Below are 12896 nucleotides of genomic sequence, written 5' to 3'. Positions count from 1 at the left end.
GGGCCGCGTGGGTGCGCAGGCGCCCGATTGACCGCGGTGAGCCGGGGCATCCGGACTGGGGAGGCAACGATGAATGCGCAGGCGATGGCGGGTGGCTTCAAGTCCAAGGCGTGGCGCGCGAGACGCAGCTCGTGGATCAAGTGGGCGGCCAGGTCGGGCTTCGCCGCCCGAGGGGTGATCTACGTCCTGGTCGGGATCCTCGCCGTCGAGGTGGCCCGGGGCGACGGCCACGGGAAGCAGGCCGACCGGGGCGGAGCCCTGGCCGAGATCGCCGGGCAGCCCTTCGGCCTGGTCGTGCTCTGGTGTCTGGCCGTCGGACTGTGGGGGATGGCGGTGTGGCGACTGTCCGAAGCGGTGCTGGGAGCCACCGGGGCGCAGGGGGACAAGGCGTCCGGGAGAGCCCTGTCAGCGGCGCGATGCGTGTTCTACGGCTTCGTCGCCTGGTCCGTGACCCTGTTCGCGGCCGGTGACCGGGGAAGCGGCAGCGGCTCCAGTGACAAACAGTCCCACGACGTCACGGCCACGGCGCTGTCGCTGCCCGCCGGGCAGTGGCTGGTCGGAGCGGCCGGCGCCGGCGTCGTCTGCGCCGGACTGTGGATCGCGGGACGGGCGATGCTGCGCTCGTACCGGGAGGATCTGAAGGTGGGGGAGATGCCCGTACGCTCCCGGAGGATCGTCGACGTGCTCGGTGTGTCCGGGGGCGTGGCGCGTGGCGCGGTGTTCGCAGCGGCCGGAGGCTTCGCGGTGCGCGCCGCGGTGACGTACGACCCCGACCGGGCGAAGGGGTTCGACGACACCCTGCGCTCCTTCGCGGACACACCGGCAGGACCGTCGCTCCTCGTGGCGGTGGCCGTCGGGCTCGCCCTGTTCGGGCTGTTCTCCTTCGCGGTGGCGCGCTGGCGCCGGGTCTGAGGGGCCGAGCCGCCGGAGCGTGCCACCGGGGCCGCGGTGGAATAATCGGCGGGCAGGAAACACGGCCACGACCGCATCGGCTGTGCGCCGGCCCCGGCGGTCCTCCGCCGCCCACCGGTCGTGCGGCCCCCGTGCTCCGGCACCGGTACACCCACAGGGCGCGTGCTTGGGCTCCGTGCACGACCATCCGTCATTGCGTTCGTATCGACGGCGCACGGGTAGCGAGGCCCTTGCCCCCCATCGGCACCGCTACGGTTGTCGCCGGACGAGGGTCCACGGCCCTGGCACTTCGCACACACCACCGGAGGACTCGTGACTCTGCGCACCATCTCGGCGCGCATGCCGGCCCTGGCTCGCGGCCGGTCGGTCTGGCCGACGGCCATGCGGCGGGTCCCCGTGTCGATGTGGAACGACAACGTCTCGGACTGGGCGGCCGCGCTGACCTACTACGCGGTCCTCGCGCTGGTACCCGCCCTCCTCGTCACCGTCTCCCTCATCGGCCTGGTCAGCCCGGACCTCACCCACCGGCTCATCGAGCATGTCACGGCCTGGGTCCCCGCAGAGTCGGGACCCGAACTCCACAAGGGCCTTCAGGACATGGCCAAAGCGCGCTCCGCGGCCCTGACCGTGGCCGTGGCGGGAGGCATCGCCGCGCTGTGGTCGGCCTCCAGCTATCTCGCGGTGTTCCGGCGTGCCCTGCACACCATGCACGGCATTCCGGACCAGCGTCCCCTGTGGTACCGGCTGCACCGCATCGTACTGACGGCACTGAGCCTGCTGGCCCTGTTGGTCGCGAGCGCCTTCGTCCTGCTGATGACCGGTCCGCTCGCGGAGGCCCTGGGCAGGCGGACCGGAGTGGGCGGCACCGTCACGGCAACCTGGTCCCTGCTGCGCTGGCCCGTACTGGGATGCCTGGTGGTGCTGCTGGTGCTCGTGCTCTTCCGCAGTGGGCCGCCGGCGGCGCGGCAGCGCCGCCACGCCCTGCCCGGAGGCGCGGCGGCCGCACTCCTGTGGCTGGTCTCCTCCGCCGGTTTCTCGCTGTACGCCTCCACGGTGGGGGCCTACGGCAAGCTCTACGGCTCGCTGGCCGGCATCGTGGTGTTCCTCATCTGGCTGTGGCTGTCCCACCTGTCCCTGCTGGCCGGCGCACAGTTCGCGGTCGAACTCAGCCGGGCGTCCCGCCCGTCCCTCCACGAGGACAGGTGAGTTCGGGCGGCCGGGCCCGCCCACCAAAATGCGTGGACGCGGGCGTCTGCGGCGCCCTACCGTGCACCGACGCCGAAACTCCAACTGTGCGACGAGGTGCTTCTGATGAGGGCTCAGGTTAGCGCGGCCGACAACGGTCGGCCGCCGTCCGGAACCGTCCTGACCTCATACGACCCGAGGAGCCCCACCAGTGGACCTCCCACGTAGCTTCGTCATCAAGGAAAGCACCCACCGCATCCACAACCCGTTCACCGGCGAGAAGTTGGCCACGCTGGGGCAGGCGTTGCAGCTGGCGCCGGGGACCCGTGCGCTCGATCTGGCCAGCGGGTCGGGCGAAATGCTGTGCACCTGGGCCCGCGACCACCGGATCACCGGAACCGGGGTGGACATCAGCACGGTGTTCACCGAGCAGGCCCGCGCCCGCGCCGTCGAGCTGGGTGTCACCGGCCAGGTCACCTTCGTTCACGCGGACGCGTCGGGCCATGTGGCCGACGCGCCCGTGGATCTGGCCTCCTGCATCGGCGCCACCTGGATCGGTGGCGGACTGGCCGGCACCGTACGACTGCTGGAGCGCAGCCTGCGGCAGGGCGGCATGATGCTGATCGGCGAACCGTACTGGCGCCGGGAACCGCCGGACCAGCAGACCGTCGAGGCCTGCCACGCCCGGCGCAAGCACGACTTCCTGCCGCTGCCCGGGCTCGTCGAACGGTTCGGGGACCTGGGCTACGACGTCGTGGAGATGGTGCTCGCCGACCAGGACAGCTGGGACCGGTACAGGGCAGCACAGTGGCTGAACGTCCGTCGCTGGCTCGACGCCAACCCCCACGACGAGCTGGCCCCCGAGCTGCGTGCCGAACTCTCCACCGATCCCGGCCGCTACGTCCGGTACGAGCGCGAGTACCTCGGCTGGGGTGTCTTCGCGCTGCTCGGCCGCTGACCTCGTGCCGGGTGGCCGGGCGCGGTGTCGCCGGGCCACCCGGTCGCCCCGGTGACCACCGGGGCGGCCGGGCTCGGGGTCTCATGGTCCCAGGGGCAGGGTGACGCGGACCGTCTTGCCGTCGGACCGCAGGCGGACACGCACGTCGATGGCCAGCTCGTGCACCAACTGCCAGCCGTAACCGCTGGGCTCGCTCGCGTCGACGTCGTGGAAGAGCGGAGGCTGCGGGGCGGCGTCCTCGACCGTGACGGTCACCGTCCCTGCGTCCGCCTCGAGCTGGAAGCCCGTGACGCCCCCGCCGTGCCGTACGGCGTTGGTGACGAGCTCTTCGACCACGAGCAGGACGGCATCCGTCTCCGGTCCGGCCGTCGCGATCCTCTCCAGGAACACGCGCGCAACGGCCTGCGCCCGCTCTCCGGTACGCCGGCCCGCTTCCTGGCGGGGGTCCTGCTCCTCGCTGGGCGGCTGCGCCATGGCGTCCTCCGTGCCGATCCGTGTGGCCACATCCGGCGCCTGCCCCGAAAACGCCAGGTCACCCCGACATGCGCTCCGTCGGCCATGCCCTGCGGAGCGCGGCATGCAGGTGCGCGCCGTGTCCACGACCGCTCGCACGCCCACCCCCGGCACGGACCGGTGGGAGGGTGCGTGTGGACACGTCCTCCCACAGGCACGGGGGCGAACACGGGTCGCCCTACCAGCAGAAGGTCTTGGCCCCCGTGCCGCTCCGGCGTCGAAGCCCTTCTCGCGGGCGGGCAACCGTCGCATACGCTCCGGGCTCGGGGAATCACTGCCGGTTCGTCCACGACGTTACGACCGGACCGGCAGGCGGAACCGCGGAGCCCGCGCCGACGGCCGGGTCGCCCGGTCCGGTCGCGTGTGCGGCACCGCCCGCCGAGGGCCTGCACCGCACATCGGAACCGGTGTGCCATCCCCTCCATGCTCCGGCGGCGCGCCCCGGCTGTCGACCCGAGCTTCTGCCGCAGCGTCAGATCCGCCGGCCCGGACGCTTCGCCATGGTGACCGGCGGCGGATCCCGGGCGTGAATCAGGAGCCCGTGGCCGACGGATCACGCCACGTGACGTGGCGCGCGGGTCCGAGAGTCGCGGTCGAGGGGGTTTGGCGGGTGTCTGGCGCGGTAGTCGGTGACCGAAGGGGGGCCCGACTCCACCGAGGAGCTGATCCAAGTGGGCGATCAGGGCAAGAAGATCCGCGGCAAGACCCAGGAGACGGTCGGAAAGGCCAAGGAAGAGCTCGGACGCGTCACGGGCGACGAGGAGCTGAGCCTCAAGGGCACCGGTGACCGTATCGAGGGCAAGACCAAGCAGGCCGCGGGCAAGACCGGCCAGACCGTTCGCGGAACGGCCGAGGAAGTGAAGGGCAAAGCACAGGAAGTGAAGGGCAAGGCCCGCAAGAACATGTGACGTGCCGGCCGCCGTGGCCATGAGGCCGGTCGAGCCGGTCCAACTCGGTTGCCCGGCCCGCCCATCGGCCGCCGAGGCGCTCGTGTGCCAGGCCCGGGCCGGTGCCTCGGCAGGCACCGGCCCGGGCCCTCGTCACGTCCGGTCGGCCGGTCGGTCGGGCGGCGGCAGCAGCGTCCCCAAGGGGCCGAGGTCCAGGTTGAGGTCGTCCATGGTCAGGCCGTACTGCGCGCAGAGCTCGGCCATCCGGTCATGGAGGATCATGAGCGTGGAGCCGAGGCGTTCCTCCTGCTCCTCACTGAGGTCTCCCTGGTCGACCCGGTGCAGCGCCTGCCGCTCCATGAGCTGGCGCAGCAGTTCCACGAGCGTGAGCACCAGTCGGATGAGATCCCGCTCCACCGTGTCGGGGTCGGAGCTGATCCGGCGCGCCGGAAGGCGCGAGCGCTCTCCTGCCCCGGGAAGGTCGTCGGGCGCGGCGGGCAGCAGTCGGAAGGCGCGCGCGGCTGCCTCCGCGACTTCTTCGAGGCGCCGGGTCCGTCCGTCCGCCTCGTCAGCCGTCACCGTCGCCTCGCAGGGGAGACGCGGCCGGCCACGGCGACGGATTCTGCGCACTGATGGAGACGATCAGCGCACGCAGTGAGATCCGTACGAGGTCGATGTCGGCGATGGACAGCACCACGTCACCGGTGAGCACGACCCCGCCGCTGAGCAGGCGGTCCAGCAGGTCGATCAGGGCGACCTGCCGGTCGGGCAGCGGCTCGACCGCGGCCGGGTGGTTCGGTGTGGTCATGGGGTCGCGCCCTCCGCCGTACCGTCGGCCCCGGGCTGCGCCACGGCGAAGGAGTACGGCGCCCAGGGGCCGGTGACCTCCACGCGCACCCCGTCCAGCCCGTCCGCCGCATTCGCCACGGCGGCGCGGAAGTCCTCGCCGCGCTCCCGGGGCACGAGATACGCGTCATTGACCACGTTCTCGGCAGGACCGCCGGCGAGCACCCCCTGCTGAACGCGGTGACGGGCCCGGTCGGCCGCGTACCTGCGCCCCGCCTCCTCGACACGCGCGGCGGCCTGCTCTGCCGCCCCGTACACGGCGTCACGGGCGTGCTGCTGCTGCTTGCGGCCGCGGAGATAGGCACGCCCCGGCGAGAGACCCGGTGCGGGAGGCGCGCCGGACGGGGCGGGCGCTGTGGACGGCTCGACATAGATCTTGACCCCCCATTCGACGTGATCGTCCAGCCGGGCCAGATGCTCCGCGAACCGGGCCCGTCCCGTGTCCAGCACGTCCCGGGCCCTGGCGTCGTCGAGGTAGACGGTGGCCAGACGCAGCGGGAGCGCCGTCGTACGCCCGGCCACCGCTTCGACGACGGCGTTGTGGGCGCGGGCGACGGCCTCCAGCCACCCCAGGTCCTCGAGATGCCGTCTGAGGGCTTCCTCGTGGAAGTCCTCGGCGGGCACCCGGCTCGCCACGAGCACGACGTCGTCGTCGCCGGTGGCGGACACGAGGTGGACCGGGGCGTCCGCCACTCCGTCGAGGGCCGCCACGAACTGCTCCAGGCCTTCCGCGCCGCGCGCCACGGCGTACACGTAGGTGACGAGGTCACTCATCGCGAGCACTCCTCCGCCTGGTGGCACGCCTGGGCTCCACCTCCGGCTCCTGATCGGATGTGCCGCGCCGGAGCGCCTCGATCTCGGCGCGCAGGCGTTCGTTCTCCTCGGTCAGCGACCGGTGTTCGTGTGCCCGGGACGACAGCGCGGGGTCGTGCTCCCACCAGTCGATCCCCATCTCCTTGGCCTTGTCGACGGAAGCGACCAGGAGCCGGAGTTTGATCGTCAGGAGCTCGATGTCGAGCAGGTTGATCTGGATGTCTCCCGCGATGACGATGCCCTTGTCGAGTACCCGCTCCAGGATGTCCGCGAGATTGGCGGACGACCCCTGTCCGTACGGCGGTGCCGCTCTGGACGGGTAGGCGCCGAGCCTGTTGGACAGCGGTTCAGTCACGGTGGCCTCGTGTTCTCTCGCAGCAGATCAGGGGCTATCCGCCGGACCGGAACGCTCTGATCTCCTCGAGCCGGTCGAGCAGTTCGTCCTCGCGCCGGTCGAACGTCTCCTCGTCGATCTCGCCGGCGAGGAGCCGCCTCTCGAGCTCGGCCAGTTCCTGCTGCACGGGAGCGGGGTCGTAGTACTCGTTCTCGGCCGCCGCCAGTACCTGGTCCATGACCCACACGACACCGCGTACGGGCGCCAGCGGAAGCGTGGCGAGCTGTGTGAACAGACCCATGGCGACTCCTTCATACGAAGCTGTACGGCGGCAGGGGGCCGTTGAGCCGGAAGTCGAAGTCGTCGCCCAGCTGCTTGGCCACGTCCAGGGCCGCCGTGAGGAAGGGCTCCTCCTGCTCGCGTGTCACCAGGAACGAGACACTGATGAAGTCCTCACCGGTCGCCGGGGAGGAGTCCGTCTCCCGGGCGGACGGGCGGAGCGTCTCCAGTACGTGCGAGGCCAGCGCCTCCTCGCGTTCCTGCACCTCCCGGGCGACCATCTCACCGAGTTCGAGACTCGCCTGGGGGCTGGCGGAACCACTTCTGATCTCGTCGTTGAGCTGCCGGGCCTCGGGTGAATCCGAGAGGATCTGCCGCAGCATGGCGTCTTCGTCCAGCGACGCCTTCAGGTGGTATTCGGTGCAGCCCTCCAGCGCCCCGAGCCGCGCCCGGAAGTCGTCGGCGCGCTCCTCCAGGATGGCCCGGATGGTGTCGTCGTCCTCGGCCACGTAGCCGAATCTCATGGGAAGCACACTGCCACCGGCCATGAGACGCTGCTGCACCTCCTGGTGCGCGCCGACGTCCCTGCGCTTGGGACGGAGATCCTCCGGAGCGTCGCTGACCACCGCGCACAGCGGCCCTGCGGTCACCGTCCGCAGCTCGGTGGGCGGGTCTCCCACGCCCTTCAGATCATCGAGGGGGAGCGGATGATCCTTGCCGGTGATGGAGTAGATGTAAACGGCCATGACTCATTCCTTCTCGCGGGTCTGGCTCCTCTCGCGGCGCGGTGTCCGTCGCGCCGGCCGGCGTCGCCGTGCCACGGCTTCGCGCTCCTCGCCCTCGTCGCCCTCGTCGCTCTCGCCCTCGTCGTCCTCGTCCTCGTCACGGCCGGTGATGCCCTTGAGGGATTCGGTGACCGCCTCGGCCGCACCGCTCAGGGCGCCTTTGGACTTGCCGCGGGCTCCGCTCTCGATCGTGTCACCGACGATGTCGGTGAGCTGCGCCGGCTGCTTGCTCCCGGACTCGAGATCGAGACGGTTGCAGGCCTCGGCGAACCGCAGGTACGTGTCGACGCTGGCCACGACGATGCGGGCGTCGATCTTCAGAATTTCGATCCCGACCAGGGACACGCGGACGAAGACGTCGATCACGAGTCCGCGGTCCAGGATGAGTTCCAGGACGTCGTAGAGCGTGCCTGTCCCTCCGCCGCCGCGGGCGACGGTCCCTCCGCTCTGCGGCACCACAGTCATGGTGCCTCCCTTCACCGGCTGTGAAGCGTCGTCACCGCCGGTCGATCTGTCCACGGGTATATCGGCGCGTCCTTTCGTACGCCACGAGATCTCCCTCCTCGTCGAGCGTCACTCGGTAGGTGGCCATCACGCTGGTGGTCTCGGGAACACGCGCCAGTTCGAGTACCTCCACATCGGCCTCCCAACCGTCGTCGGTCGGTTTCAGCGCCGAGACGGACTCGGGGGCCCGTCCCAGCAGCTCCTGAAGCTGCTCGGCAGCCGACCGCATGGCCCACGCCGCATTGTGCCGTCGGGTGCGACTCCGGGGCTCGCCGGAGGTGTCCCGCTCTGCCCGGTCGTCGCTGCGACGGCTGGTGGAGCGCCGCCTGGCGGATTCTCCTGCGGCCATGGTCTCTCCGGGGGTCGGAGGGGACGCCATATCCCACGCGCGAACATACACTTTCATCATATAGGTGTATATGTCGCTTCCGTGGGGGGACTCGTAGAGAGCCGCCGGATGGCTGTGGCCGCCCCCGGAGCGCGCGAGTGCGACGTGTCCGCCCGGCAGCGGGATGCGCGGTCTTCGCCTGCGCGTTGCTCTCCCCATTTCTCAATCGCGGTGCAAGCGGGAGAAGTTGACCCGGTATCCGGGGCCCCTTCCGCCTTTCCGAAGGGAACCGCTTCATGAAGGACACGACCAAGATTGCGCTTGCCGCTGCCGTTGCGGGCGGCTACGTCCTCGGACGTACGAAGAAGGGCCGTCTCGCATTCGCCGTGGCGACCTACCTGGCCGGGCGCCGATTCGGGCTCAATCCGCAGCAACTGCTGACCGAGGGCCTGCGTCGCGTCGGCGAAGTGCCGGGAGTGGCCGAGCTGAACGACCAGATACGGGGGGAGCTGTTCGACGCCGGGCGGCAGGCCCTCACGGCCACCGCCGACCGTCGGCTCGCCGACCTCGCGGATGTCCTGCACGAGAAGACGCTCCGCATCGGTGAGCCCAAGGAGGAGAAGGGCGAGGAGGAGGGCGAGGGCGAGCCCGAGGAGGAGTTGGAGGGCGAGGAGGGCGAGGAAGAAGGCCCGGAGGAAGAGGAGGAGGGCGAAGAGGAGGGAGAGGAAGAGGAAGAGCCGGAGGAGGAGTGGGAAGAGGAAGGCGAAGAAGAGGAAGAGCCCGAGGAGGAAGAGCCCGAGGAGGAAGAGCCCGAGGAGGAAGAGCCCGAGGAGGAAGAGCCCGAGGAGGAAGAGGAACGGCCGCGGCGCCGCAGGGCCGAAGGCGCACGGGGCGGCAGGAGGCCCGCGAAACGCCCGCCTCGTAGGGAAGCTCGGGAGAGGACGGCCTCGGCGGCGAAGGCCGCCGCCAAGAAGGCACCTCCGGAGAAGAGGACCGCGAAGAAGGCAGCCGCGAAGAAGGCAGCCGCGAAGAGGCCGGCGGCCGGGACGCGCCCGGCGAAGAAGGCGGCTGAGAGGCCGGGTGCCGCCAAGAAGACCACGGCGAAGAAGAAGGCGGCTGAGAGGCCGGGTGCCGCCAGGAAGACCACGGCGAAGAAGACGGCGGCGAAGAAGACGGCGGCGAAGAAGACCACGGCGAAGAAGACCACGGCGAAGAAGACCACGGCGAAGAAGACCACGGCCAGGAGGCCACCTGCCGCGGAGGCCGGGAGGGAGAGGCCTGCGCGGAAGGCCGCCGGGAAGTCCTCGCCCCCGGCCAAGAAGTCGACCCCGAAGCGGACTGCCGCGAAGAAGGCGCCGGCCGGCAAGACCGCGTCCAAGCGGGCGGCACCCGCGAAGAAGACGGCCGCGAAGAAGACGGCGGCCAAGAAGACGGCGGCCAAGAAGACGGCCCCGAAGAAGACGGCCCCGAAGAAGACGGCGGCCAAGAAGGCGCCGGCGAAGAAGACGGCCACCAAGCGAACTGCCGCGCGGCGGAGGTAGGCCATGCCCAACAAAGATCGTGACACGACCCGCGAGCAGGGCTCGGGCCTGGAGCTGCTGCGCGACGAACTCGTCGACTTTCTGGGCGCCCAGGTGGAGCACCTGGTGGACAAGGCCGGCGACAAGCTGGGGGACGTCACCGACCAACTCCTCGACGTCGCCGAGAACGGCGGCCCGATTGCAGGGATCGGGGGTCGCATCCTGAAAGGGGACTCCCCTTTGAAGGCGATCGTCGGTGAGAAGGCCAAGAACGTCAAAGACAACGTGCTGGGCAAGGTGAAGGAAGCGTTCGGAGGAGGTGGCGGCCGCCGCAAGTCCGGTACGACCAAGGTGATGAACATCGTCGAAGTGCTGGACGTCGGAATACCGATCCGGGACGCCTACAACCACTGGTGCCAGTACGAGAAGTTCAGCAGCTTCACCAAGGGTGTGCGCAGCGCGTCGAGGAACGACGACACGACGAGCGACTGGAAGGTCAAGGTCGGTCCCTCGACGCGTGGTTGGAAGGCCACGATCCAGGAGCAGGTGCCCGACGAACGCATCGTGTGGACGTCCGACGGTGCGAAGGGAACCACACGGGGGTGCGTCAGCTTCCATGAACTGACCCCGACGCTGACGCGCATCGTCCTCGTCGTCGAGTACTACCCCTCGGGCTTCTTCGAGAAGACCGGGAACCTGTGGCGCGCTCAGGGGCGCCGTCTGCGGCTCGACTTCAAGCACTTCCAGCGGTACGTGACGCTCACCGACGAGGAGCCGGAAGGCTGGCGCGGTGAGATACGGGACGGTGAAGTCGTCCGGACGCACGAGGAGGCGCTCGAGGAGGAGGAAGCAGAGGGCGAGTACGAGGAAGAGGGGGAAGAGGGGGACGGCGAAGAGGACTACGAGGGTTACGAGGGCGAGGACGGAGAGGGCGAAGAGGGCGAAGAGGGCGAGTACGACGAGGAGGAGTACGAGGACGAGGACGAAGAGGAGGAGTGACGGGAAGTGCCCCGGTGGGCGCCCCGCGCACCCTGTCCCGGTGCGCCCCGACGTGAGGCATACGGACGTACCTGGCGCCCCTCGAACGCAGCCGAAGGGAGATCCCCGTGCAACGCCACGCTCTGAGCGTCTATCTCAACGACCACCTCGGCGGTTCCACGTCAGGAGTCGAGCTTTCGCAGCGGATTGCACGGGAACACCGTTCCTCCGTGCGGGCCCCGGAGCTGCGGCAGTTGGCGGTGGCCATCGCCCAGGACCGTGAGAGCCTCCTCGATCTGATGGCTGCACTCGATGTCAGCCCCAGGCGCTACAAGGTGTACGGGGGATGGGCGGCGGAGAAGGCGGCTCGGCTGAAGCCCAACGGCCGGCTCCTGCGCCGCTCGCGGCTGAGCACGCTCGTCGAGTTGGAAACCCTTCGGATCGGCATTCAGGGCAAACGCGAGCTGTGGCAGGCCCTGCTGGCCGCGGCCCCGGAGCTGGAGGGGGTCGACGAGCGGGAGCTCCAGCGCCTCCTGGACCGGGCGGAGAGCCAGATGGAGACCGTGGACGAACTGCACCGGGCCGCGGCGGCACAGGCCTTGGCCCCTAGCCCGGCCTGACGCCGTAGCCCGCAGCCCGGCCTGACGCCGGCCGGATGCGGCGCCGGTGTGCGCGGGACGTTGGCCGCAGCCGCCCGCGGCGCGCCGCCGACCGTGCGGGGTCCGCAGCGGCTCGAGGCATCCCGCGCAGTCGTGTGGCCGATATCCACCGGACTCATATTCCCGAAATCGCGCATTTACCGTGCTCTGTACGGCGATACCTCCAGCACGCCTTGGCGCATTCCGATCTTCCGCGGGGAATCTGCACATCGGTCACGCAGGCGACACGCAGCCTCCAACGCCCGTGTCCCGCCTGGTGATGAGCGCCGTTCGGGACGCCGTTCTGTCCTGCTTGCCGGAATGCGCTCCGCGCTCCGCGAAAAGTATGCCGACCGGCGCGTGAAGGATTCGCCCCCATGTGATGGATGCGGGGTCACGCAATGGGCCCCCTCCGCGACGGCGTTCACATACGGCTCCGGAGTCGTTGGTTTTTCCGGTCTCCCACATGCTTTGATTTCGCCGCGCGGACGTCACGCCAGGGGCCTCGATGCGGGGTTCCGGTGCTGCGCCACCCTTGTGGCTCCGGCCCGTCCCCCCGGCCTGTTCATCAGTGGGCCGGGGCCGGTTGCACCTTTTCTCACCGCACGTGAAGGGAATTTCAATCATGAGCTCGACTCCCTGGATTGCGACTCAGGAAGTGTCCGACAGCGACCTCGACAGCGTGTCCGGCGGCCTCGGCGGCGGCCTGGGCGGTTCGATCTCGGGCGACGTGGACGGCCTCGTCCCCGCCGGCTTCGCCCTGTCCACCCAGGGTGGCGGCGGCGTCGACACCTCTGGGCTCACGGGTCTTGCCTCGGGCCTGCCGGGTCTCGTCCCCAACCCGCTGGGCGCCTGAGCATCGTTCGCCGAGCGTCTGGGCGGACACGCCGCGGTCGATGACGGGTCAGGGCGGCCATGTCCGCCCTGATTCCGCATCGCCGACACCAGCATGGCCCGGGGTCCGTACCGACCCCGGGCCATACTGCGTTTGTCCGTTCGCGTTCCCGTACGACGGTGGTGCGGCGACCCGCCCGGAACCGGTTCGCTCAGAACCAGATCCGGGACGACAGCACTCCCAGTCCGGCCTCGGCGGCCTCGCGCCATACCCGGGGTTGAGAAACATCCATGTCAGATCGTGCGCGAAGCCCTCGCGGTCCTGTTCGACGCCTTCACCTGGGCTGATCGTACGACGCAGCCTTCGCGGGTCGATGTTGTCGATCTTCGGAGGAACTGGCGGTCGAGTTCCTGTCGGATCAACAGGCAGCCCAGTACTCCCCGTTCGCACGGCACCACATCAACATGCACGGCCGGTACTCGTTCCAGCTGTCCGAGCTGTCCGAGCTGTCCGAGCTGTCCGAGCTGTCCGAGCTGTCCGAGCTGTCCGAGCTGTCCGAGCTGTCCGAGCTGTCCGAGCTG

General features: G+C 70.0%; 17 protein-coding genes. 8 read left to right on the top strand and 9 right to left on the bottom strand.

Features of this window, described 5'->3' with window-relative positions:
* Nucleotides 1-69: 69 nt before the first annotated feature.
* The 3 genes from ACWCP6_RS24715 (at nt 70) to ACWCP6_RS24705 (ending at nt 3055) form a co-directional block, all read left to right on the top strand.
* Nucleotides 70-912 (top strand): DUF1206 domain-containing protein, encoded by an 843-nt coding sequence (locus tag ACWCP6_RS24715; protein ID WP_450934714.1) that lies wholly within the window; start codon nt 70-72, stop codon nt 910-912.
* A 312-nt stretch (nt 913-1224) separates the two neighbouring features.
* Complete coding sequence (locus tag ACWCP6_RS24710; RefSeq protein WP_450934713.1) at nt 1225-2118, top strand: YihY/virulence factor BrkB family protein; 894 nt, start codon at nt 1225-1227, stop codon at nt 2116-2118.
* A 190-nt stretch (nt 2119-2308) separates the two neighbouring features.
* Nucleotides 2309-3055 (top strand): SAM-dependent methyltransferase, encoded by a 747-nt coding sequence (locus tag ACWCP6_RS24705; protein ID WP_450934712.1) that lies wholly within the window; start codon nt 2309-2311, stop codon nt 3053-3055.
* An 81-nt stretch (nt 3056-3136) separates the two neighbouring features.
* Here ACWCP6_RS24705 and ACWCP6_RS24700 read toward each other — a convergent pair whose 3' ends face one another.
* On the bottom strand, nt 3137-3529 hold the full coding sequence (locus tag ACWCP6_RS24700; protein ID WP_450934711.1) for an ATP-binding protein: 393 nt from the start codon (nt 3527-3529) through the stop codon (nt 3137-3139).
* 668 nt (nt 3530-4197) lie between these two features.
* On the opposite strand from ACWCP6_RS24700, the gene ACWCP6_RS24695 reads away from it, so the two are divergent.
* Nucleotides 4198-4476: a CsbD family protein gene (locus ACWCP6_RS24695; protein WP_450934710.1), complete on the top strand. Its 279-nt coding sequence runs from the start codon at nt 4198-4200 to the stop codon at nt 4474-4476.
* A 132-nt stretch (nt 4477-4608) separates the two neighbouring features.
* Here the strand turns inward: ACWCP6_RS24695 and ACWCP6_RS24690 are convergent, their stop codons facing one another.
* The 8 genes from ACWCP6_RS24690 to ACWCP6_RS24655 are packed head-to-tail and all read right to left on the bottom strand — an operon-like array spanning nt 4609 to nt 8365.
* Nucleotides 4609-5034, bottom strand: a complete 426-nt coding sequence (locus ACWCP6_RS24690; protein WP_450934709.1) for a gas vesicle protein K — start codon at nt 5032-5034, stop codon at nt 4609-4611.
* Entirely contained in the window at nt 5024-5263 is a 240-nt protein-coding gene (locus tag ACWCP6_RS24685; RefSeq protein WP_450934708.1) for a gas vesicle protein, read from the bottom strand. The genes ACWCP6_RS24690 and ACWCP6_RS24685 overlap by 11 nt, the downstream gene beginning before the upstream one ends.
* Nucleotides 5260-6075 carry a GvpL/GvpF family gas vesicle protein gene (locus ACWCP6_RS24680; RefSeq protein ID WP_450934707.1) on the bottom strand — a complete coding sequence of 272 codons (816 nt, stop codon included), beginning with the start codon at nt 6073-6075 and terminating at the stop codon, nt 5260-5262. Before ACWCP6_RS24680 ends, ACWCP6_RS24685 begins: the two co-directional genes overlap by 4 nt.
* On the bottom strand, nt 6068-6469 hold the full coding sequence (locus ACWCP6_RS24675) for a gas vesicle protein (protein ID WP_450934706.1): 402 nt from the start codon (nt 6467-6469) through the stop codon (nt 6068-6070). Before ACWCP6_RS24675 ends, ACWCP6_RS24680 begins: the two co-directional genes overlap by 8 nt.
* 34 nt (nt 6470-6503) lie before the next feature.
* On the bottom strand, nt 6504-6749 hold the full coding sequence (locus ACWCP6_RS24670) for a gas vesicle protein GvpG (protein ID WP_450934705.1): 246 nt from the start codon (nt 6747-6749) through the stop codon (nt 6504-6506).
* Between the two features lie 10 nt (nt 6750-6759).
* Nucleotides 6760-7473 carry a GvpL/GvpF family gas vesicle protein gene (locus tag ACWCP6_RS24665; RefSeq protein WP_450934704.1) on the bottom strand — a complete coding sequence of 238 codons (714 nt, stop codon included), beginning with the start codon at nt 7471-7473 and terminating at the stop codon, nt 6760-6762.
* 3 nt (nt 7474-7476) lie between these two features.
* Nucleotides 7477-7977, bottom strand: a complete 501-nt coding sequence (locus tag ACWCP6_RS24660; RefSeq protein WP_450934703.1) for a gas vesicle structural protein GvpA — start codon at nt 7975-7977, stop codon at nt 7477-7479.
* A gap of 31 nt (nt 7978-8008) precedes the next feature.
* Nucleotides 8009-8365: a gas vesicle protein GvpO gene (locus tag ACWCP6_RS24655; RefSeq protein WP_450934702.1), complete on the bottom strand. Its 357-nt coding sequence runs from the start codon at nt 8363-8365 to the stop codon at nt 8009-8011.
* A gap of 275 nt (nt 8366-8640) precedes the next feature.
* Here ACWCP6_RS24655 and ACWCP6_RS24650 point away from each other — a divergent pair, with 275 nt between their 5' ends.
* The 4 genes from ACWCP6_RS24650 to ACWCP6_RS24635 all read left to right on the top strand — a co-directional run bounded on the left by ACWCP6_RS24650 (nt 8641) and on the right by ACWCP6_RS24635 (nt 12336).
* Entirely contained in the window at nt 8641-9885 is a 1245-nt protein-coding gene (locus tag ACWCP6_RS24650) for a histone H1-like repetitive region-containing protein (protein ID WP_450934701.1), read from the top strand.
* A 3-nt stretch (nt 9886-9888) separates the two neighbouring features.
* Complete coding sequence (locus tag ACWCP6_RS24645) at nt 9889-10863, top strand: SRPBCC family protein (RefSeq protein WP_450934700.1); 975 nt, start codon at nt 9889-9891, stop codon at nt 10861-10863.
* A 107-nt stretch (nt 10864-10970) separates the two neighbouring features.
* Complete coding sequence (locus ACWCP6_RS24640; protein WP_450934699.1) at nt 10971-11462, top strand: hypothetical protein; 492 nt, start codon at nt 10971-10973, stop codon at nt 11460-11462.
* A gap of 643 nt (nt 11463-12105) precedes the next feature.
* Nucleotides 12106-12336, top strand: a complete 231-nt coding sequence (locus tag ACWCP6_RS24635; protein ID WP_450934698.1) for a type A2 lantipeptide — start codon at nt 12106-12108, stop codon at nt 12334-12336.
* Nucleotides 12337-12896: the final 560 nt, after the last annotated feature.

The organism is Streptomyces sp. NPDC002004, from assembly GCF_053593975.1.
Note: the sequence above shows the minus strand (reverse complement) of the source record. Positions and strands in the feature narration are given on the sequence as shown.

Excerpts from the sequence above, each read along its gene's own strand:
- ACWCP6_RS24715 (WP_450934714.1), top strand. The coding sequence starts at position 70 with ATGAATGCGCAGGCGATGGCGGGTGGCTTCAAGTCCAAGGCGTGGCGC.
- ACWCP6_RS24700 (WP_450934711.1), bottom strand. The coding sequence starts at position 3,529 with ATGGCGCAGCCGCCCAGCGAGGAGCAGGACCCCCGCCAGGAAGCGGGC.
- ACWCP6_RS24685 (WP_450934708.1), bottom strand. The coding sequence starts at position 5,263 with ATGACCACACCGAACCACCCGGCCGCGGTCGAGCCGCTGCCCGACCGG.
- ACWCP6_RS24680 (WP_450934707.1), bottom strand. The coding sequence starts at position 6,075 with ATGAGTGACCTCGTCACCTACGTGTACGCCGTGGCGCGCGGCGCGGAA.
- ACWCP6_RS24670 (WP_450934705.1), bottom strand. The coding sequence starts at position 6,749 with ATGGGTCTGTTCACACAGCTCGCCACGCTTCCGCTGGCGCCCGTACGC.
- ACWCP6_RS24665 (WP_450934704.1), bottom strand. The coding sequence starts at position 7,473 with ATGGCCGTTTACATCTACTCCATCACCGGCAAGGATCATCCGCTCCCC.
- ACWCP6_RS24660 (WP_450934703.1), bottom strand. The coding sequence starts at position 7,977 with ATGACTGTGGTGCCGCAGAGCGGAGGGACCGTCGCCCGCGGCGGCGGA.
- ACWCP6_RS24655 (WP_450934702.1), bottom strand. The coding sequence starts at position 8,365 with ATGGCCGCAGGAGAATCCGCCAGGCGGCGCTCCACCAGCCGTCGCAGC.
- ACWCP6_RS24650 (WP_450934701.1), top strand. The coding sequence starts at position 8,641 with ATGAAGGACACGACCAAGATTGCGCTTGCCGCTGCCGTTGCGGGCGGC.
- ACWCP6_RS24645 (WP_450934700.1), top strand. The coding sequence starts at position 9,889 with ATGCCCAACAAAGATCGTGACACGACCCGCGAGCAGGGCTCGGGCCTG.
- ACWCP6_RS24635 (WP_450934698.1), top strand. The coding sequence starts at position 12,106 with ATGAGCTCGACTCCCTGGATTGCGACTCAGGAAGTGTCCGACAGCGAC.